At 61.4% G+C, this 19,705-nt stretch carries 18 protein-coding genes; 3 read left to right on the top strand and 15 right to left on the bottom strand.

The annotated features are described in order from the left end of the window. Positions 1-149: 149 nt before the first annotated feature. Entirely contained in the window at positions 150-2,159 is a 2,010-nt protein-coding gene (locus tag QQK16_RS14990; protein ID WP_284197281.1) for a M13 family metallopeptidase, read from the top strand. A gap of 128 nt (positions 2,160-2,287) precedes the next feature. Then, entirely contained in the window at positions 2,288-3,322 is a 1,035-nt protein-coding gene (locus tag QQK16_RS14985) for an NADP(H)-dependent aldo-keto reductase (protein WP_284197280.1), read from the top strand. A 509-nt stretch (positions 3,323-3,831) separates the two neighbouring features. On the opposite strand, the gene QQK16_RS14980 is transcribed toward QQK16_RS14985, so the two are convergent. From QQK16_RS14980 to coaD, 9 genes are all read right to left on the bottom strand, one after another. Then, positions 3,832-4,557 (bottom strand): substrate-binding periplasmic protein, encoded by a 726-nt coding sequence (locus QQK16_RS14980; RefSeq protein WP_284197279.1) that lies wholly within the window; start codon positions 4,555-4,557, stop codon positions 3,832-3,834. After that, the gene (locus QQK16_RS14975) at positions 4,554-5,219 is read right to left on the bottom strand and encodes a TonB family protein (RefSeq protein WP_284197278.1); all 666 of its coding nucleotides are present in this window, start codon (positions 5,217-5,219) and stop codon (positions 4,554-4,556) included. Before QQK16_RS14975 ends, QQK16_RS14980 begins: the two co-directional genes overlap by 4 nt. A gap of 17 nt (positions 5,220-5,236) precedes the next feature. Continuing rightward, positions 5,237-5,974 carry a DsbC family protein gene (locus QQK16_RS14970; RefSeq protein WP_284197277.1) on the bottom strand — a complete coding sequence of 246 codons (738 nt, stop codon included), beginning with the start codon at positions 5,972-5,974 and terminating at the stop codon, positions 5,237-5,239. Positions 5,975-6,003: 29 nt separating this feature from the next. Then, a complete protein-coding gene (locus tag QQK16_RS14965) occupies positions 6,004-7,158 on the bottom strand; it encodes a UbiH/UbiF family hydroxylase (RefSeq protein ID WP_284197276.1) in 1,155 nt (384 codons plus the stop codon). Continuing rightward, positions 7,155-8,318, bottom strand: coding sequence for an FAD-dependent monooxygenase (locus tag QQK16_RS14960; protein ID WP_284197275.1), 1,164 nt, complete (start codon positions 8,316-8,318; stop codon positions 7,155-7,157). Before QQK16_RS14960 ends, QQK16_RS14965 begins: the two co-directional genes overlap by 4 nt. After that, positions 8,318-8,905 carry a GDP-mannose pyrophosphatase NudK gene (gene nudK, locus QQK16_RS14955; protein ID WP_284197274.1) on the bottom strand — a complete coding sequence of 196 codons (588 nt, stop codon included), beginning with the start codon at positions 8,903-8,905 and terminating at the stop codon, positions 8,318-8,320. The genes QQK16_RS14960 and nudK overlap by 1 nt, the downstream gene beginning before the upstream one ends. Positions 8,906-8,912: 7 nt before the next feature. After that, positions 8,913-10,250 carry an aminopeptidase P N-terminal domain-containing protein gene (locus QQK16_RS14950; RefSeq protein WP_284197273.1) on the bottom strand — a complete coding sequence of 446 codons (1,338 nt, stop codon included), beginning with the start codon at positions 10,248-10,250 and terminating at the stop codon, positions 8,913-8,915. A gap of 449 nt (positions 10,251-10,699) precedes the next feature. Further along, the gene (locus QQK16_RS14945; protein ID WP_284197272.1) at positions 10,700-11,635 is read right to left on the bottom strand and encodes a class I SAM-dependent methyltransferase; all 936 of its coding nucleotides are present in this window, start codon (positions 11,633-11,635) and stop codon (positions 10,700-10,702) included. A 171-nt stretch (positions 11,636-11,806) separates the two neighbouring features. Continuing rightward, positions 11,807-12,301 carry a pantetheine-phosphate adenylyltransferase gene (coaD, locus tag QQK16_RS14940; protein ID WP_284197271.1) on the bottom strand — a complete coding sequence of 165 codons (495 nt, stop codon included), beginning with the start codon at positions 12,299-12,301 and terminating at the stop codon, positions 11,807-11,809. 375 nt (positions 12,302-12,676) lie between these two features. On the opposite strand from coaD, the gene QQK16_RS14935 reads away from it, so the two are divergent. Further along, the gene (locus tag QQK16_RS14935; RefSeq protein WP_284197270.1) at positions 12,677-13,804 is read left to right on the top strand and encodes an ABC transporter substrate-binding protein; all 1,128 of its coding nucleotides are present in this window, start codon (positions 12,677-12,679) and stop codon (positions 13,802-13,804) included. Positions 13,805-14,024: 220 nt separating this feature from the next. Here QQK16_RS14935 and QQK16_RS14930 read toward each other — a convergent pair whose 3' ends face one another. From QQK16_RS14930 to murB, 6 genes are all read right to left on the bottom strand, one after another. After that, complete coding sequence (locus QQK16_RS14930; RefSeq protein WP_284197269.1) at positions 14,025-15,026, bottom strand: peptide ABC transporter ATP-binding protein; 1,002 nt, start codon at positions 15,024-15,026, stop codon at positions 14,025-14,027. Then, on the bottom strand, positions 15,019-15,990 hold the full coding sequence (locus QQK16_RS14925; RefSeq protein WP_284197268.1) for an ABC transporter ATP-binding protein: 972 nt from the start codon (positions 15,988-15,990) through the stop codon (positions 15,019-15,021). The genes QQK16_RS14930 and QQK16_RS14925 overlap by 8 nt, the downstream gene beginning before the upstream one ends. Positions 15,991-15,999: 9 nt before the next feature. Further along, the gene (locus QQK16_RS14920) at positions 16,000-16,905 is read right to left on the bottom strand and encodes an ABC transporter permease subunit (RefSeq protein WP_284197267.1); all 906 of its coding nucleotides are present in this window, start codon (positions 16,903-16,905) and stop codon (positions 16,000-16,002) included. A 10-nt stretch (positions 16,906-16,915) separates the two neighbouring features. Next, complete coding sequence (locus QQK16_RS14915; protein WP_284197266.1) at positions 16,916-17,926, bottom strand: ABC transporter permease subunit; 1,011 nt, start codon at positions 17,924-17,926, stop codon at positions 16,916-16,918. An 88-nt stretch (positions 17,927-18,014) separates the two neighbouring features. Then, entirely contained in the window at positions 18,015-18,581 is a 567-nt protein-coding gene (locus tag QQK16_RS14910) for a toxin (protein WP_284197265.1), read from the bottom strand. Positions 18,582-18,583: 2 nt separating this feature from the next. Next, on the bottom strand, positions 18,584-19,582 hold the full coding sequence (gene murB / locus QQK16_RS14905) for a UDP-N-acetylmuramate dehydrogenase (protein WP_284197264.1): 999 nt from the start codon (positions 19,580-19,582) through the stop codon (positions 18,584-18,586). Positions 19,583-19,705 lie beyond the last annotated feature (123 nt).

The raw sequence follows: 19,705 nt of genomic DNA, 5'->3' as shown, positions 1-19,705 counted from the left end.
AACCCAGGCGCGGGACGTCAGTAAAGCCTGTGCCAACAGGCTCTCCCTGGCTGAACTCATACTCCGCCCTCCCGCTACGCTGGCGCTGGGTAGCCCACGAGCTGGCTTCGGCTTTTCAACAACAAAAAGCTCACCATAGGGGACAACACATGCAACTGACCCGCCTCACCTGCGCACTCGCGCTGGCACTGCCACTCAGCGCCCTAGGTGCACCCAAATCCGGCATAGACCTGAGCAACTTCGATACCAGCATACGCATACAGGACAATCTCTATGCTGCGGTCAATGGCGGCTGGGAGAAAAAGACCGAGATCCCGGCCGACCGCACCAGCTGGGGCGCCTTCCAGCAGTTGCGTGATCAGTCCGAGCAGCAAGTACGCGGCATCATCGAAGCCGCCGCCAAACAGGATGATGCCAACGCACGCCAGATCGCCGCGCTGTATGGCAGCTTCATGGATCAAGCCATGGTAGAGCAGTTGGGCAACAAGCCACTCAAGCCACTGCTTGAGCAGATAGCCGCCATCAACGACCAGGCTGGCCTGTTGACCGCGCTGGGACTATGGCAAAGCCGGGGCGTACGCCTGCCGCTGCGTATCAGCGTCGATCAAGACAGCAAGGACGCCACCCGCTACCTGCTGGATATCCGCCAGGGCGGGCTAGGCCTGCCCGATCGCGACTATTACAGCGAGCCAGATGCGCGTATGGCCGCAGCGCGTGCCGCCTACAAGACCTACCTGCAGACCCTGCTCATGCTGGATGGCGAAACAGCCCAGGACGCCAGCGCCAAGGCCGACGCAGTGATTGCCCTGGAGGGCAGGCTGGCACAAGCCCAGTGGAGCAAGGTCGACAATCGCGATCCCGAGAAAACCTACAACAAGCTTGACCGTGCCGGGCTCAAAGCCCTGGCGCCGCAGCTGGATTGGGACGCCTTCCTGGCCGCAGCGGGAGCGGCTCAGGCCACCGAAGCCAACATCAGCCAGCCGGGCTACATCAGCACCCTGGCCAAGCAGCTGCACAACGAGCCGCTGCCACTATGGCGGGACTACCTGCGTATACGGGTGCTGGATGGCTACGCCCCCTATCTGTCCAGCCCGTTTGCCGACGCCAGCTTCAACTACCACGACCACGCGATAGCCGGCGCCAAACAGCCACGACCACGCTGGAGACGTGGCGTAGAAATAGTGGAAAAGAATCTGGGGGAAGCCGTGGGCCAGCTCTATGTGGCGCAATACTTTCCGCCCCAGGCCAAGCAAAAGATGCAAACCCTGGTGGACAACCTGCTCAAGGCCTATGGCCAGAGCATAGACAAGCTGGAATGGATGAGCCCCGCCACCAAGCAGGCGGCCCAGGCCAAGCTAGCCAACTACACGGTCAAGATCGGCTACCCCAAGCGCTGGCGCGACTACAGCGGCCTGACCATCAAGCACGATGACCTGCTGGGCAATGTGCTGCGTGGCCACCAGTTTGACTATGCCCGCGAACTCGCCCACCTGGGCCAGCCCATAGACCGCGAGGAATGGGGCATGACGCCCCAGACGGTAAACGCCTATTACAACGCCTCCCTCAATGAAATCGTGTTCCCGGCGGCCATCCTGCAGGCCCCGTTCTTTGACGCCGAGGCTGACGATGCCGTCAACTACGGCGGCATAGGCGCGGTCATTGGCCATGAGATCAGTCACGGTTTTGACGATGAAGGCAGCATGTTCAACGGCCAAGGCAACCTGCAGAACTGGTGGCAGGCCAGCGACAAGGCCGCCTTTGGCAAGCTGGCAGAGCGCATGGTGGCGCAATACAGCCAGTACCAGCCCATAGCCGGCCGCTACGTCAACGGCAAACTGACGCTGGGCGAGAACATCGCCGATCTCTCCGGCCTGCAGATTGCCCACAAGGCCTATCTGCTCAGCCTGGACGGCAAGCCGGCACCTACGCTGGACGGCTATACCGGCGAGCAGCGCTTCTTTATCGGTTTTGCCCAGGTCTGGCGTAGCAAGACCCGCGAAGCCCGACTCCTGCAACAACTGACAACAGGCCCGCATTCGCCCGCCACGCTGCGCCCCATCGGCGCCGCCGTCAACAGCGATGCCTTTATGGAAGCCTTCAACGTCAAGCAGGGCGACGGCATGTTCAAACCCACCAGCGAGCGCATACGCATCTGGTAGGACACCAACGCTTCTTGGGGCCGCGCGAGCGGCCTTTTTTTGTTGGTCATGCCGCCTCCTTGTCCCACGCCCCACAAGCCGCTGCCCTTGCGCTATTCTGTGCTCCCCATCCGACACGGAAGACAGCCATGCGCTACCAGCCACTGGGCAGCAGCCAACTCCAGGTCAGTGCCCTCTGCCTGGGCACCATGACCTTTGGTGAACAGAACACCGAGGCCGAGGCGCACGCCCAGCTGGACCTGGCCTATGAGCGCGGCATCAATTTCATTGATGTGGCCGAGATGTACCCTGTCCCCGCCCGGGCAGAAACCCAGGGGCTGAGCGAACGCTACCTCGGCACCTGGCTGGCACGGCAACCGCGCGACAAGCTGATCATTGCCACCAAGGTGGCCGGCCCTGGCCGAGGGCTGCAATGGCTGCGCTCCCCCTTGCGTTGCGATGGCCCGCAGATTCAACAGGCCGTAGAGGCCAGTCTTCAGCGCCTGCGTACCGATTACATCGATCTTTACCAGTTGCACTGGCCTGCCCGTAGCGTCCCACTGTTTGGGGCCAGCCAGTACGAACCGGCCGATGAGCGCCACCAGCCCAGCCTGCACGAGCAACTGACTGCGCTGGGACGGCTGGTGGAGCAGGGCAAGGTACGCTATGTCGGCCTCTCCAACGAAACGCCTTGGGGTGTCTGCCAGTTCATCAAGCTGGCAGAGCAGCACGGCCTGCCCCGCGTCGCCAGCGTACAGAATGCTTTCAGCCTGGTGAACCGCAGCTTCGAGCAGGGCCTGGCCGAAGTCTGCCATCGCGAGCATGTGGGGCTGCTGGCCTATAGTGCGCTGGCCTTCGGCCACCTGAGCGGCAAATACCTGGATGACCCGCAGGCCGCCGGCCGTATCACCCGCTTTCCCGCTTTTGGCCAGCGCTATGGCAAGGAACAGCTCCCGCCTGCCATCGCCGCCTACGTCGCGCTGGCCCGAGAGCACGGTCTCAAGCCCGCCCAGATGGCCCTGGCCTGGGCGCAGCACCGCTGGTATGTCAGCAGCACCATCATAGGCGCGACCCAGTTGGGGCAGTTGGCCGAAAACCTCGACAGCACCGAACTGGTGTTGCCGCAGGCAGTGCTGGACGGAATAGAAGCTATCCACCGGCGCTACCCCAATCCAGCCCCTTAGAGCCTGTTCAAGATCATTGCGCCGTAAATTGCTGCGGCTCCTCGCGATACAGGGGGTTGGCCACTGTCACTGCCTGGAAATCCGGCGCCAGCAAGCTACGCGCCTGCTGGAATGCACTTACCGATTAGCGGCCCAGATCTGCCACATTACACAGAACAATGCAGCGCTCGGCCAGCGTGACCGCGAAACTGTGATACCGGATATATAGGCTGGGAGTAGAACGCCTTGACCCCGTTTTGCTCGCCCGTGTTGGTCAGAGCATCGATTCCGCCCTCCGCCAGCATCTGGTGCAGGCGCTCCTGCAGGGCAAAAATGGTTTGCACCGTCGAACCCGCCCCCCGCACCACTGCCACCACGATTTCAAACTCCAGGTCGGCATTGTCGATCTCGGAGATATATAGGAACTAAGCCCACCACCAGTGTCTCAGCACTGGCTGTGGGCCGACCCGGCAGCACCAAGCCGACAAGCAGCAGCAACAATCGCGTGATGGACTCCCCTCGCAGCCCCTTCAATAGTTGTCGTACTTTTTCTCAATGGCGAGGTATTCCCCGCTCTTGCGCAGCGCATCCAACCCCGCATCAAAGCGATCGCGCTGCTCGGCCAGCCTGAAGGCCACCTGGTAAGGCGTGGGGGGAAACAAAGTAAACCAGCTGACCGGTTGACGGGTATCCACCACGCCCGATACTTCGCGATTGAAGTATTGAATGATGCGTCTGTCACCCACTACCACATCGATGCGGCCCGAATACAGCAGGCGATTGCGGGCAATTTGTTGAGCTTCTTCCCGATACTGGGGATTGTTGGACGCCATGGCCTGGAACTCCGTGCCCAACAGGGTGCGAGCGCGCTGGAAGGCGCTGACCGAATAACCCCCAAGATCCGCAATGCTGCGCAGATTGAGCTTGCGTGAGGCCAGAGCAACCGCCACATTGTGGTATTCAATATACGGTTTAGAGTAATGGGCCGGCACGCCACTGCGGGTATTGGTCGTGGCAATGGCATCGATCTGGCTCATCTCCTGCATGCGATGCAGCCGTTCCATCGGTGCGAAGAAGGGTTCCACCTCGAAACCTGCCGCCATGGCAGCCTGCACCACGATATCGTATTCCAGCCCGCGTTTTTCCTGCTCAAAGATGTATGGTGGCTTATGGGTCCCAAAGCCTATGCGCAATTTCTCCGCCGCGCAGGTGCACGACAGTAGGAACAGGCTGACAAGTAGCAAATGACGGATCACGGCTTGGGCGGCTCTTTAACCTCAATCATTTCTTTATAGCGCAAGGGCGTGGCATCGCAGCGGCCAAAACAGACTTCAATCTGCTTCAGATTGCGCACCCGCCGCCCCTCCAGCATGGCGGGCCGCCATACCGCCCGACGAAATGCACCGATGGCCAGGTTGTTGAGTATCTCGTCCGCCGTGGATTCCACCACCTCGACACGGTCGGTCACACCAAACTCATCGACATAAACCGCCACCTTCACCCGCCCATCCAGTTTGGCGTGTCCCATGTCCAAGGGCGTATCGACCCGCACTTCCACCAACGATTCCGCCGCGACATCCACCTCCTCGCTGGTGTACCAGGTGGTATCGCTAGTGCCGCCAAACACCGCTATGGCGCTGGGCAAGGATGACACCAAGGCTACCTCGACCGGCTCGGCGGCAGGCGTGGGTGGCGCTACCGGCGCCGCAGGCTGTGGTTCAGCCATACCGGGCTGCGTCGGCAAGGGCGCCGGCGGGGCGGGCTGAGGCGCCACCCTGGCCGGCTTGGGCTGCAGTGTTACAACCAGTGCCCGGGCTTGGCGCCCCAGCCCTGTTACTGCTTCCGCCCCCAGCAGCGACAACAAGCTTGCATGCACCAGCGCTGAACCCGCCAAGGCATAGAGGAGTCGTCGCTGCATGGGCACGGCAATACGGCTTACTTGGTCTTCTTGGCCGACAGCTTGGCTTCAAACTCTTCCAGCGGGATGGCGCCCGATACCAGCTCGCCGCTCTCGAACACCATGGCAGGCGTACCATTGATGCCCAGCTTGTCCGCCAGCGCCACCGTGTCGGCCACCGGGTTAGGACAGCTATCGCTACCCTCGGGCAGCTTTCCTTCGAACATCCAGCCTTGCCAGGCCTTCTGCCGGTCTGCCGCACACCAGATCAGTGCCGACTTGCGGGCCGCATCGGGATGCAGCTGGGCCAAGGGGTAGAGGAAGGTGTAGACCGTCACATTGTCCAGCTTGGCAATGGTTTCGCGCTCTATCTTCTTGCAGAAAGGGCAGTCGGGGTCGGAGAACACCGCCACCTTGCGCGCACCCGTACCGCGTACCAGCTTGAGCGCCTTATCCAACGGCAGGCTGGCAAAATCCACCCGCGTCAGCTCCTTCATGCGGCTTTCGGTCAGGCTGACCTTGTTCTTCACGTCCACCAGGTCGCCGACCAGGATGAAGTCGCCACGGTTGTCGGTGTAGATGATCTGGCGACCTTCCATCACCACTTCGTAAATACCCTTGAGCGGCGTGGTGCGCACACTCTCAATCGGCCGATTGGGGAATTTCTTCTGGATGTCGGCCTTGAGGTTAGCAGGCGCATCGCCAGCTGCATTGGCACACGCTGCCAGCGACAAACCCACCAGCGCTGCGAATAACCGTTTGTTGAAAGCAATCATGTGATGTCCTGCGTTGGGTGTAAAAAAGATTAACGAAAAGCCTGCCGCATCAGGGTCCGCTTGAGCGGCCCCAATGCATCGGTCAGTTGCAGGCCCATATTGCGCACACAGCCCAGAACAGGGTCTGTGCTGGCAAACAGCTTTTGCAGGCCGTCACAAACTGTCTGCATCAGTAGCACTTCTTCGGCACGGCTGCGGGCGTAGCTCTGTAGCAGCATGGCATCGCCAGGGTCACGCCCCGGCTTGGCGTTGAGCAGATCCGCCAACACCCTGGCATCGCCAAACCCCAAATTAACGCCCTGCCCAGCCAGGGGATGCACCGTATGGGCAGCATCCCCCACCAAGGCCAGTCGTCTACCTATGCTGCGCTCGGCACGGCCCAGGCTGAGGGGAAACCCCGCCGCAGGGCACAAGGGCGCCAATACGCCCAGACCATGCCCACCAGCAGCCGCAACCCGGGCGGCCAGCAGTTCAGGCGCCATGCCCAGCAACTCGGTCGCGTGCTGATTGCCGGTGGACCAAACCATGGAGATACGGTTGCCCGGCAAGGGCAGCCAAGCCAGTATCCCATCATGACCGAACCATTGCCGGGCAATATCACCATGTGGTCGCTGGCAGCTGAAATTGGCCACCACACCTTGTTGCTCATAGGGCTGGCGGGCAAAGGCGATACCTGCCTGCTCGCGCAGCCAAGAATAAGCGCCGTCGGCTGCCACGGCCAGACGAGCCTGAATGCTGGCCCCATCCGCCAAGGTCAGGCTGACGTGGTCCGCATCAAATTGCACAGCATGGAGGCTGGCCGGCGCCAATAGTTCCACTCGGCCTTGCAAGGCCTGCCATAGCAGTGCTTGCAGACCCCGATTCTCTACTGTTGCAGCCAGCTGTTCGCTGGCCAGCTCCAGCGCATCGAAATGAATACTCCCCCCTGCATCGCCCCGCACGTCCATTTCGCGTATGCAGCCGGCGCGCAAGGGCGGCCAGGCGCCAAGACCCGCCAGAAATGCCTGGCTGCCGGGGCTGATGGCAAAGATGCGATTGTCCCAATCCTGCGGCAAGGCAGCTGGCAGCGGCGGCAGGGCTCTCTCCAGCAAGGCCACTCGCCACTGTCCAGCCAGTGCCAGGGCCAAACTGGCGCCGACCAGGCCGCCGCCCACGATCACGATATCGAATTCGCCCTGATTCATGCTGTACCAAACACCATGCGTTGCGCAAAGCCACGCCGCAGCGGCTGAAGATTGTCCAGCGCCAGCAGGCCTGCAGCCCGTAGATGCCGCACCGGCAACGATTCCAGGCCAAACAGCCGTATCAGCCCGTCGGTAAAGCCCACGGTCGCCAGGCTGTCGCGCTGCCGCAGGGCAGCAAAGCGGGCCAGCATGTCCGCATCCCCCAGCGCGGGCTGCGGCGTCGCCGCGATCACCCTGGCCAGGGTGATCGCGTCACGCAAGCCCAGGTTGAAGCCCTGGCCCGCTACCGGGTGCAGGGTCTGAGCCGCATTGCCCACCACAGCGATACGCCGGCCATGGTGCGCATCCGCCCACTTCAGCCGCAGCGGAAACGCAGCCCGTGTCCCCACGCGCGTCAGCAGGCCGGCCCGATCGCCCATGCGGTCCTGCAAGGCAGCCAGAAACGCGGCATCAGGCAATCCCAGCACTGCCAAGGGGTCGTGAGCGGGCCGCGTCCAGACCAAGGCGTAATGATCCTGCTTGGGCAGCATGGCAATCGGGCCGTCCAGCGCAAAACGCTCGAACGCCTGGCCACGGTGCGGTGTATCGGACCAGACATCAGCCACCACAGCCTGCTGCTGGTAATCATGTTCGGACTGGCCTATGCCGCTGCCAGCCAGCAACTTCCCACCTTCGGCCAGCACGGCCAGGCGGGTTGTTAGCAGACGCTCCTGCCCGCCCTGGCTGACGGTGACCACGGCATAGCCATCCAGCGACTTCAGGCCACTCACCTGCGCGCCCGTCAGGTAATGCACACCACCGGCCTGTTCGGCCAGCCTGACGTGTATAGCCATGGCCAGGTCAGCATAGGGCAGCACATAGCCCAGCGCCGGTAAGCCCAGGTCTGCATCGCTGAGCTTGACCCGACCAAAAGCCTGCTGCTGCGAGACATGCACGGTATGTATTGGCGTTGCGGCCGCCTGGGGCCAGACACCCAGGCCCGCCAGGGTCTGCCGGCTGGCATGGGCCACCGCCAGGGCGCGGCTGTCCTGCGCGGGCTGCTGGCGTGCCTCCAGCACACCGATCTGCCAGCCACGGTGGGCCAGCAACAGCGCCAAGGCGCCCCCCACCGGCCCGCCGCCAACGATGATCAGATCCAGATGATCGGGGAAATCGCGCATCAGCGCCCCACCCCCAATAAATCATGCAACTGGGCATACTGCAGCAGCATGATGGTTTTGCCATCACGTATGGCACCGCTGGCCACGGCGGCGACAGCCTCGGTAAACGACCACTCCAACACTTCGATATCCTCGCCTTCCTGCTCCAGCCCGCCACCTTCAGCCTGCCTGTCGGCCGGCTGATACTCGGCTACAAAAAAGTGCAGTATCTCGGTCACCGAGCCTGGCGACATATAGGCCTCGAACACCTTTTGCACCTGCCCCACCCGGTAGCCGGTTTCCTCGGCCACCTCGCGGCGTATGCAATCGGCCGGGCTATCGGCATCCAGCAAGCCGGCGCAGGCCTCCACCAGCATGCCGTCAGTGTTGCCGTTGACCCAGGTTGGCAAGCGGAACTGTCGGGTCAACACCACGGTGCCCTGAGCCCGGTTATAGAGCAGGATGACCGCACCATTGCCACGGTCGTATACCTCGCGGCTCTGCTCCTGCACCTCGCCATCACGGCGCGTCAGCCTGTAGCGGTAACGATGCAGCAGATACCAGTTGTCCGACAACAACTGCTTCTCAATGATCTCTACCCGGCTCACGGCAGGCTTACCCGGCTTGACGAGCCATGGTGGCTTCGATGTCCGCCACGGTCTTGGGCGTCAGCGCCGTCAGGTTCTCATGGCCATCGCGGGTCACCACCAGGTCGTCCTCAATGCGCACACCGATATGCAGAAACGCCTCGGGTACCTCGACATAGTGGGACGGCGAATCCGGCAGCAAGGGGCGGAAGTACAGGCCAGGCTCCACCGTCAGCGCCATACCGGCCTCCAGCGAACGCCAGTGCCCGTCGATCTTGTACTCGCCGACATCATGCACATCCAGCCCCAGCCAATGGCCGGTGCCATGCATATAGAACTGTTTGTAGGCTTCGCTCTCTATCAGGCCGTCCACCGTACCCTTGAAAATACCCAGATCCAGCAGGCCCTGCGTCAGAGTGCGGACCGATGCATCATGGTAGGCAATGCGGCTAGCACCAGGGCGCACCTGCTCGAAGCTGGCTTCCATGGCGGCCAGCACCAGTTGGTAGATGTCCTTTTGCGGCCCGCTGAACCTGCCGCTGACCGGGAAGGTGCGGGTAATGTCGGCGGCGTAGCCATGCAGCTCGCAGCCGGCGTCTATCAGCAGCAAATCGCCGTCATGCATGCGGCGGTTGTTCTCGTGGTAGTGCAAGCAGGTGGCATTGGCACCGCTGGCCACGATGCTGCCATAGGCCGGATAGCGCGAGCCGTTCTTGTAGAAGTGGTACAGCAACTCGGCCTCCACTTCGTATTCGAACTGGCCGGCGCGGGTAGTCTGCATGGCCCGTATATGTGCCTCGGACGAAATGCGTCCGGCCTCACGCATGATGGCCACTTCGCTATCGTCCTTGAACAGCCGCATCTCGGCCACGGCGGCACGTACATCTACAAACTCAATCGGTGCCGGCTTGCCGTTGCGGGCCCGCGCCTGCACCTGCTGAACCAGCCCCATGATCCGGCGATCCCACTGCTCGTCAAAGCCGATGGGGAAGTACAGCCGTGGCTGGCCGGCGATCAACTCGATCAGCTTGGCATCGAGCTGATCGATGGCATAGGCCTCATCAAAGCCAAACTGCTCACGGGCCGCTGCCGGGCCATAAAGAAAACCCTCCCAGATTTCGCGCAGCTCGTTCTTGGGCTGGCAGAACAGGGTGGATTTCGCTTGCTCGCCCAGCTGCATCACCAGCACGGCTTCCGGCTCATGAAAGCCGGTCAGATAATAGAAGCTGCTGTCGTAGCGGAAGTGGTAGTCGGTATCGTTGCTGCGATTGCGCACGCGCGCCGTCGGCAGTATCACCAGCCCCTCGGGCAGGCGCTCGCTCAGGCTGGCACGACGACCACGATGACGTTCAACATTGATCTGCATGGTATGCATTCCGGATGGGTGCCTCTCTCATCATGGGAGAGGGGCTGGATAGACGCACGATTATAGCCGCATCCGCCTGGGCTACGCCCCGGTGCGATGGGTGTAAGAGCCTGTTCAATGTCTTTTCGTCGTGTCGCTGAGCTGGAAAATGGCCAAGCACAAGGCGTGGCGCGCAGGCAATAACAAGTTATTGCCAAGCGGCACAACGCAGTGAGTGGCCGTTTTTCCAGATCAGCCCTTCGGGTTCGCAGCCTTGCCGGCGAACGGCAGCGTTGCAAGCCGCTGACGGTACCCGTACCGCTGCGCGTCTTGCGCCTTGCCCTTCATCCGGCAAGGCTGCGAGCCCAGCGGGCCGCGACACGGCGAAAAGACATTGAACAGGCTCTTAGATCTGACCAGACGGATGGCTATCGGTTGCGACAGGTGGCAGATCTTTCAAGCCGCCAGCGCTATGCATCGAAGCGAAAGCATTGGTGGATCTTGCGATTGCGAAAATCCTCAGGCACCGACTGCGCCGAGATATCGCGGCATAGCGGCTGCAGCCCAGCATCCAGCTCGAACCCGCGCAGATTGTTGGAGAAGTACAGCACGCCACCGGGCATCAGCAGCTTGCGGCACTGCTGCACCAGCTTCACATGGTCGCGCTGCACATCCAGGATATCCAGCATCTTGGCAGAATTGGAGAAACTGGGCGGATCCATCACGATCAGGTCGAATAGTTGCCCCTCATCCATGGCGTCTTCCAGATAGCGGAACACATCCGCACGCACCAACTTGTGCCGGACAGGATCCAACCCGTTCAATTCGAAGTTGCGGCGGGCCCACTCCAGATAGGTATTGGACAAATCCACCGTCACCGAGTCAGTGGCGCCGCCCGTGGCCGCATAGACGGTAAAGCTGCCGGTATAGGCAAACAGGTTCAAAAAGCGCTTGCCTGCCGCCTCCTCCCCCACCCGCTTGCGCGTGGGCCGGTGATCCAGAAACAGTCCTGTATCCTGGTACTCGTCCAGGTTCACCCAGAAGCGCCGACCCTGCTCGCTGACCACGAAATCCTCACTGTGGTGGCCGGTGCGGCTGTACTGGAACTCCCCCTTCTGCCGCCGGCGCAGCTTGAAGGCCACGGTCCTGGTTTCCATGCCCAGCACCTGGGCCACGCAGGCCTTGACCTCAGCCACCCAGGCCGCATGCTCCTCATCGGTCTGCTGCCAGCCGGTATCGTACTCAGCAATATGGGCGCGACTGCCATAGATATCGACGGCGACCGGGTACTGGGGAATATCCCGGTCATAGATGCGGTAGGCCTCGGTATGCTGGCGCTTGGCCCACTTGGCAAAGTGCTTGTGGCTCTTGGCAAGGCGGTTCTGGAAATCCTGCAGGGCAGACATGGCTAGACTCGAATAAAGAAGTGACAAGCCGGCGAATCAGCACTCGCCGGCTCTAAGAGCCTGTTTACGATTTTCACACCAAGGGCGAAAAAATCGTAAACAGGCTCTTAATAAGTATGAAGATGAAATATATGCAGCGCCCGCCAGGGGCGCTTGCACCCAGGCAACTGGCTAGCCCTTGAGCGTCATCTCAATAAAACGCCTATGCACCGGCGCAGGCACATACTGCCTGAGCACCGACTCCCAGCCCACCGGTCCCACCAGGCCCTTGATCATGGTGGAACTGACTTCGGCAATCTCACGGGGTGGCATCAGGAACACGGTGTCGATATCCGGCACCAGATCACTGTTCACATAGCGCATGGTGCGCTCGAACTCGTAATCGCTGGCAGTGCGTATGCCACGCAGGATGAAATTGGCGCCAACCGACTGGGCGTAGTTCACCAGAAACTGGTTCTCGAAGCTGACCACCCTGAGCTTGGGCAGGTGAGTGGTGCATTCGCGCAGCATGGCTTCGCGCTCTTCCACCGTAAAGGTGCTGCGCTTGTCCGGGTTCACCCCGATGGCCACGATCATCTCATCGAACAGCTCGTAGCCCTGCTCTATCATCCACAAGTGCCCGTTGGTCACCGGGTCGAAGCTGCCTGCGTAGACCGCGCGTTTCATCGTAAGGGCATTCCTGTTCACTGGGCCGATCATTCTAGAGCCTGCGCCGAACTATTTCACCTGCCCATTTGAGGCATTGCCAGCCGCTATTATTCCAATGCGGCCAACAGGCCAAACAACATATGACATCCGGCAAAAAACCGCCCCACGCCAAGGCACCGGAACATGTCGCGCGCATAGCCTTTTGCTGCGTTTCTTGCCACACCGCCTAGCAGACCACTTTCCTGTTACAACAAGTGCTTACGCCATCCTCCACGGCAATTTTCCAACAGCGCTAATACCATTAGCGCATCACGATACGACCATATTGAACGCACAGGGGAATCAGGCGCAAACTCAGCCCGGCATTGACCAAGATAAAAGGGAGAAAACCTTATGCGCGCAGTAACACAGGGTATCCTGCTGGCCCTTTGCCTGATAGGTAGCGCGGCACAAGCCGCCATTGTCGTCGGCCAGAGCGCACCGCTCACCGGTGTAGCAGGCGAATATGGCCGCCACCTTTCCGAGGGTGCGAAAGCCTACTTTCTTTCCCTGAACAGGCAATCCGGTGGCATCAACGGCGAGCAGGTCAAGCATATCGTCTATGACGACGGCTTTGACGCCAAGCGCACGCTGGACAATACGCGCAAACTGATAGATCAGGACAAGGCCGTAGCGCTTATGGGTTACTTCGGCGCCGATGGGACCTATGAGTTGCTGCGACGCAGCTGGCTGGACCAGGCCGGCATCCCGCTGGTGGGTCTCACCAGCGGCGCAAGCTCGGTACGCGATGCCGCCTCGCCCTATATCTTCAACACCCGTGCAGGTCAGCAGGACGAGGTCATAAAGCTGGTCACCCAGATGAAGCGCCTGGGCATAGACCGCTTTGGTGTGCTTTACCAGGACGATGCCTTTGGCCGCGATGGCCTCAAGGTCGCCCAGGCCGAGGCCAAGAAGGCCGGATTAAGCATCGTAGCCACCGGCAGCTACAAGGCCAACACCCTGACGGTGGAGAGCGCTGCCAAGAAGCTGGCCGAGGCCAACCCGCCCGCCATCCTGATGATCTCCATCACCAAGCCCACCGGCGCCTTTATCAAGGCTTTCCGTGGCTTGGGCGGCGGCGCCATCCTTTATCACACCTCCACCGTCGATTTCGACGAACTGGTACGTGAAGTCGGCGCCGAGCTGGCTCACGGCCTGGCCATCGCCCAGGTCTATCCCTATCCTTGGGACAACCAGAACAAGCTGATACGCGAGTACCGCACCGCCATGGCCGAATACGCCTCAGCCAAAACCCCCATCAGCTATGCCTCGCTGGAAGGCTTCATCATGGCCAAGCTGGTAGCAGAAGCCATAGGCCGTGCCGGCCCAAGCCCCAGCCGCAGCCGGGTGTTCCAGGCACTGTCCAACCTGGGCGAGGTCAACTATGGCGGCTTCCGCATAGGCTACAGCCCGACCGACCGTGCCGGATCGCGCTTTGTCGAGCTGACCATCATCAACCAGAAGGGTGAGTTGTCGCGGTAGTTATGCCGCCAGCCAAATAGTGGTAGCCCCGCGCATAGCCATACACGCACCACAAGCAAACGGCCACCCTTGGGTGGCCGTTTGCTTGTGGTGCGACTATCTGGCTTGGCGCCTGCAATGGACTTAAAGCGTTGAAAAACCAAAGCCCATTCACAACCGTAACGAACGCCAGGATTACCCTGGCACCTGTCCAGCCATGTCTTGAGTTCCCAACAGGCTCTTAAGCGGCAATCTCTTCAATCCGGTGGCAAGCCACCAGGCGATCATCGATAGGCCGCAACAAGGGCACTTCCTGCTGGCAGCGCTCGACCGCGTACGGGCAGCGCTTGTGGAAAGCACAACCCGACGGCGGATTCAGCGGGCTGGGCAACTCACCGGTGATCTTGATCTTGAGCCGTCGGTCTTCCTCGCGTATGGCTGGAGTCGCACTCATCAGTGCCTGGGTATAGGGATGCAAGGGCCGGGCGTAGATGGTGTTCTTGCTGCCATATTCCACAGCAGCGCCCAGATACATCACCATCAGGTCGTCGGCCACGTGCTCCACCACGCTGAGGTTGTGCGAGATAAACACATAACCGGCGCCGAATTCCTCCTGCAGATCCATGAACAGGTTCAGTATCTGCGCCTGTATGGAGACATCGAGTGCCGATACCGGCTCATCCGCCACCACGATGCGCGGATTCAGGATCATGGCGCGGGCAATGGCGATACGCTGGCGCTGGCCACCCGAGAACATATGCGGATAGCGACGTACATGCTCGGGACGCAGGCCGACCTTCTGCACGATGGCGTCTATCTTCTCCTTGCGCTCGGCCGAGCTCAGGCTGGTGTTGATATACAGCGGCTCATCCAGCGTGGCGGCAATGGTCTTGCGGGGGTTCAGCGAGGCATAGGGGTTCTGGAACACCATCTGCACCTTGGCACGCATGGCTTTCACCGTAGCGTGGTTGGCCTGGGCCACATTGACCCCCTCAATGCTGAGCACGCCCGAGGTAGCCGGTTCGATCATGGTGAGCTGGCGCGCCAGTGTGGACTTGCCACAGCCCGACTCACCCACCACAGCCAGCGTCTTGCGCGGCTGCAGGGTAAACGACACGCCATTGAGCGCCTTGACCGTGGCCTGGCCCTTCATGAAACCACGGCTGACCTGGTAGTGCCGGGTCAGGTCCTGTGCCACCAGCAGATCGCTCTGGTTCGGCGGGAGATTGTCCAGATTAGCCATGAGTCGATTCCCCTTCGGCATTCAGCGAGTAGTAGCAGCGCACGCCATCCAGCAAGGCGGGCCGCTCCTGGCTGCATTTATCCTGTGCATAGCGGCAGCGCGGCGACAGCAGGCAGCCCTTAGGCCGGTCATAGTGACCAGGCACGATGCCGGGCAGGGCCGACAAGCGGCGGGCGCCCTTGGAGTGTTCGGGTATGGCTTCCAGCAGGGCCTGGGTGTAGGGATGCCGGGGGGCGCGGAACAAATCCGCCACCGGCGCCTGCTCCACCACCTGGCCGGCATACATCACGCAGATGCGCTTGGCCATCTCGGCAATCACGGCCAGATCATGGGTAATCATGATCAGCCCCATATTGTGTTCCTTCTGCAGCCGCTCCAGCAGATCCATGATCTGCGCCTGGATGGTGACATCCAGAGCAGTGGTCGGCTCATCGGCAATCAGTAGCTTGGGATTGCAGGCAATCGCCACGGCGATCATCACGCGCTGGTTCATGCCGCCGGAAAGCTGGTGCGGATAGGCACCCAGGCGGCTCTTGGCGGCTGGTATCTCCACCAGCTCCAGCAACTCCAGCGCCCGCTTCTCCAGCGCAGCACCACGCAACCCCATATGCACCTTGAGCGATTCCTTGATCTGGAAACCCACGGTATACGATGGATTGAGGCTGGTCAGCGCATCCTGGAAGATCATGGAGATGTCCTTGCCCACGATCTTGCGGCGCTGAGCCGGCTTGAGCTTGAGCAGGTCATGGCCATCAAACACCAGTTCGTCTGCCGTCACCCGGCCAGGCGCATCGATCAGGCCCATCAGGGCCATCATGGTGACCGATTTGCCAGAGCCTGACTCCCCGACGATGCCAACCAGCTCACCACGGTCAATATCAAAGTCCAGGCCGTCCACGGCCGGAAACGGATGCGCCAGCGAGCCGAACTCCACGCGCAGGTTGCGGATTTTTAGCAAGCTCATGACCGCTCCTTAGGCTGCACGCTTGAGTTTGGGGTCCAGCGCATCGCGCAGGCCGTCACCCATCAGGTTGATCGACAGCACGGTCACCAGTATGGTCACGCCAGGCATGGTCACCACCCAGGGTGCCCGCTCGATATAATCACGCGCGGCAGACAGCATGGTGCCCCACTCCGGTGTGGGTGGTTGCACGCCCAGGCCCAGAAAGCCCAGCGCAGCGGTTTCCAGGATGGCAGACGAAAAGCCCAGGGTGGCATTGACGATGATGGGCGCCATGCAGTTGGGCAGCACCGTCAGGAACATCAGACGCAGCGCGCCGGCACCCGCCACACGGCTGGCTGTCACGTATTCCTTGTTGATCTCGGCCATGGCGGCCGCCCGCGTCAATCGGGTATAGCTGGGCAGGGTGCCGATGGCGATGGCGATCATGGTATTGATCAGGCCAGGCCCCAGGATGGTGATGATGCAGATGGCCAGCAGGATGCCGGGCAAGGCCAGCATCACATCCATCACGCGCATGATGACCGTACCAGCCCCCTTGGGGAAGAACGCCGCCAGCAAGCCCAGCACCATGCCGGGTATCAATGACATCAGCACCGACATGAAGGCAATGAACAGCGAAATGCGGGCACCGTGGATCAGGCGGGAAAGAATGTCACGGCCCAGCTCATCCGTACCCAGCAGAAAGGTAGACATCCCACCTTCGGCCCAGGACGGCGGCGTCAGCATATGGTCGCGGTATTGCTCGACCGGGTCATGCGGCGCAATCCAGCCAGCAAATACACCGCAGAAAATCACGCAGAGGAAGATGAACAAGGCCACCACGGCGCCCTTGTTGTGCGAGAAGCTCTGCCAGAACTCCTTCAGCGGGGACGGGTAGCTGGGTACCACATCGGCGATTTGGACTTGAGTCGTCATGTTCGCTCCCTTACTTGGCCGAACGGATACGCGGGTTGACCACGCCGTAGAGGATGTCCACGAACAGGTTGACCACGATAAAGATGGTGGCCGAAACCAGGATGCCTGCCTGTACCACCGGGTAGTCACGGCGGGAGATGGAATCCACCAGCCATTTGCCTATGCCGGGCCAGGAGTAGATGGTCTCGGTCAGTACCGCACCGCCCAGCAGGGAACCCACCTGCAGGCCGATCACGGTAATCACCGGTATCAGGGCATTACGCAGCGCATGCACCACCACCACGCGGGTGGGTGCCAGGCCCTTGGCGCGGGCAGTACGGATATAGTCCTCACGCAGCACTTCCAGCATGGAGGAGCGGGTCATACGGGCTATCACCGCCAGCGGGATGGTGCCCAGCACGATGGTAGGCAGTATCAGATGCATGGCGGCTGACTTGAATGCCCCCTCCTCGCCCGACAACCAGCTGTCTATCAGCAGGAAGCCAGTGCGCTGAGCAATGTCGAACTCGATGTCTATGCGGCCTGAAACCGGCGTCCAGCCCAGGGTTACCGAGAAGTACATGATCAGGATCAAGCCCCACCAGAAGATGGGCATGGAGAATCCCGTCATGGACACCCCCATCACCCCATGGTCGAACACCGACCCGCGCTTGAGACCCGCGATCATGCCAGCAGGCAAGCCCACCAGCACGGCAAACAGCAGGGCGCAGATAGCCAACTCGACGGTAGCGGGAAAGAGCGTCAGGAATTCCTTGGTGACCGGCTCGCGGGTCACCAGCGAAATGCCCAGGTCGCCCTGGGCCAGATCCTTGATATAGCGGAAGTACTGGATGTGCAGGGGCTGATCCAGCCCCAGGCGCTGCATGGCCGCCGCGTGCATGACCGGATCGAGCTTGCGCTCGCCCACCATGACCTCGATCGGGTCGCCTGGAATCATGCGTATCAAGGCAAAGGCAACCAGGGTAATACCGATAAAGGTCGGTATGACAGTTGCCAGTTTCCTGAGGATGAAGGAAAACATGTACTTACCTCCGAGACACCAGGGTGGATAACCCTGATCGGGGGGTGGAAAAGCGCGCGATGTTACGCGCGACTAACGCCAGCGGCAATTACCGCTCCTGCATGCCTACGCTGCATGGTGTTTGCGCCACAGCTACGGAAAACCCGTCTAGCCAAATCTGCAATTGCCGAGGTGAATCAAAGCGCTGTATCTGCACACCCTGCTTAGCCAACCCGGCCAGTACTAGTGGTAGTTCGCGGCGGCGGCGCCAGTAGGTCTGCAGAAACCACAACAAGATGGAATCCCGGCTCAAGGTCTTGCCCAGCAGCTCCTGGTTGCCCGCCCATAAACGCTCCCGGCGGCTTACCCTGCGCAAAGTGCGTCCCAGCAATTGCCACAGATTGCGGAAAAAGCCGTAGTCCAGCCAGATCACCAGTTGCAGATGTGGCGCGTACAGATCACGCACGGCCGAATAATTGCCATCCACCACCCAGGCCGGCGCCGCCACTGCTGCAGCGACCCGCTCGCGGAACACCGTCGGTGCGGCCGGCTGCCAGTCGGCCTCCCAGTGCAGCGCATCGAGTTCGATATGCTGTAGCCCCAAGCGCGCGCAAAGCTGGTGCGCCAGCGTGGTCTTGCCCGCACCCGTCGTCGCCGTCACCCAGATGCGTTGCACGGCTACCACCACACCGGCTCGGGCTGCAGCTGCACACCAAAGCGTTCCGCCACATCGGCCTGCACCTGCTGCATCAGCCGCCGCACATCATCTGCCGTGGCGCCGCCATGGTTGACCAGCACCAGGGCCTGCTTCTCGTACATGCCCACCGCCCCCAACTGCCGGCCCTTCCAGCCTGCCTGTTCGATCAGCCAGCCCGCCGCCAGCTTGGACCTGCCCTCGGCATGGGGATACACCGGCAGGCCTGGGTAGGCTGCCCGCAAGGCATCGGCCTGCGCTGCAGGCACGATGGGGTTGTGGAAGAAACTCCCAGCATTACCTATCACAGCCGGGTCGGGCAGTTTGCTCTGGCGGGCAGCCATCACAGCCGCCGCCACTGCCTGCGGGGTAATGGCCTCGCCGGCCAGTCTGCTGCGCAAATCCCCGTAGTCCAGCCGTGGCTGCCACTGCTTGGGCAGCTTGAACAATACGTCGGTAATTAGCCAGCGACCGGCCTCGGCCTGCTTGAACACGCTGTCACGGTAACCAAAGGCACACTGCTCAGGGGTAAACACCGTGGTAGCGCCATCTGCCAGGCTCAACGCGGTCAGGGCATGGAAATGGTCTTTCAACTCCACCCCATAGGCCCCGATATTCTGTATGGGGGCTGCCCCCACCGTACCCGGTATCAGGGACAGATTCTCCAGCCCCGGCCAACCCTGAGCCAGGGTCCACTGGACAAAGTCATGCCAATTCTCGCCCGCCGCTGCGGCCACATACCAGGCCGTTTCATCCTCACCCAGCAACTGCCGGCCCTGCAGCTCGACCTTGATTACCGTGCCATCCACCATGGTTCCAGGCACCAGATTGCTGCCGCCGCCCAGCACCCGCACCGGCGCCACGGCGCCAGCCAGCAGCGGCGCCAGCTGTGCCGCCTCGGTCAAGCGGCTCAGCCGCTCCGCCCGTGCAAGCAAGCCCAAGGTGTGCAGCGGCTGCAGATCAGCCGCCTCGGTCGTTGTCATGTTGTTCCTTGTGTACCGGGGCTAAGAATACGAAATGCGGCGATTATAAGGGGAGCGGCTGGAAACCTCGGCTCCCAAGCGTCGCTTATGGGCTTAAATGGTGAAAAAACTGAAACCCGCTCC

It is taken from the genome of Chitinimonas prasina (assembly GCF_030160395.1).
Lineage (GTDB): Bacteria > Pseudomonadota > Gammaproteobacteria > Burkholderiales > Chitinimonadaceae > Chitinimonas > Chitinimonas prasina.
This window is presented reverse-complemented; position numbering and strand designations above follow the sequence as displayed.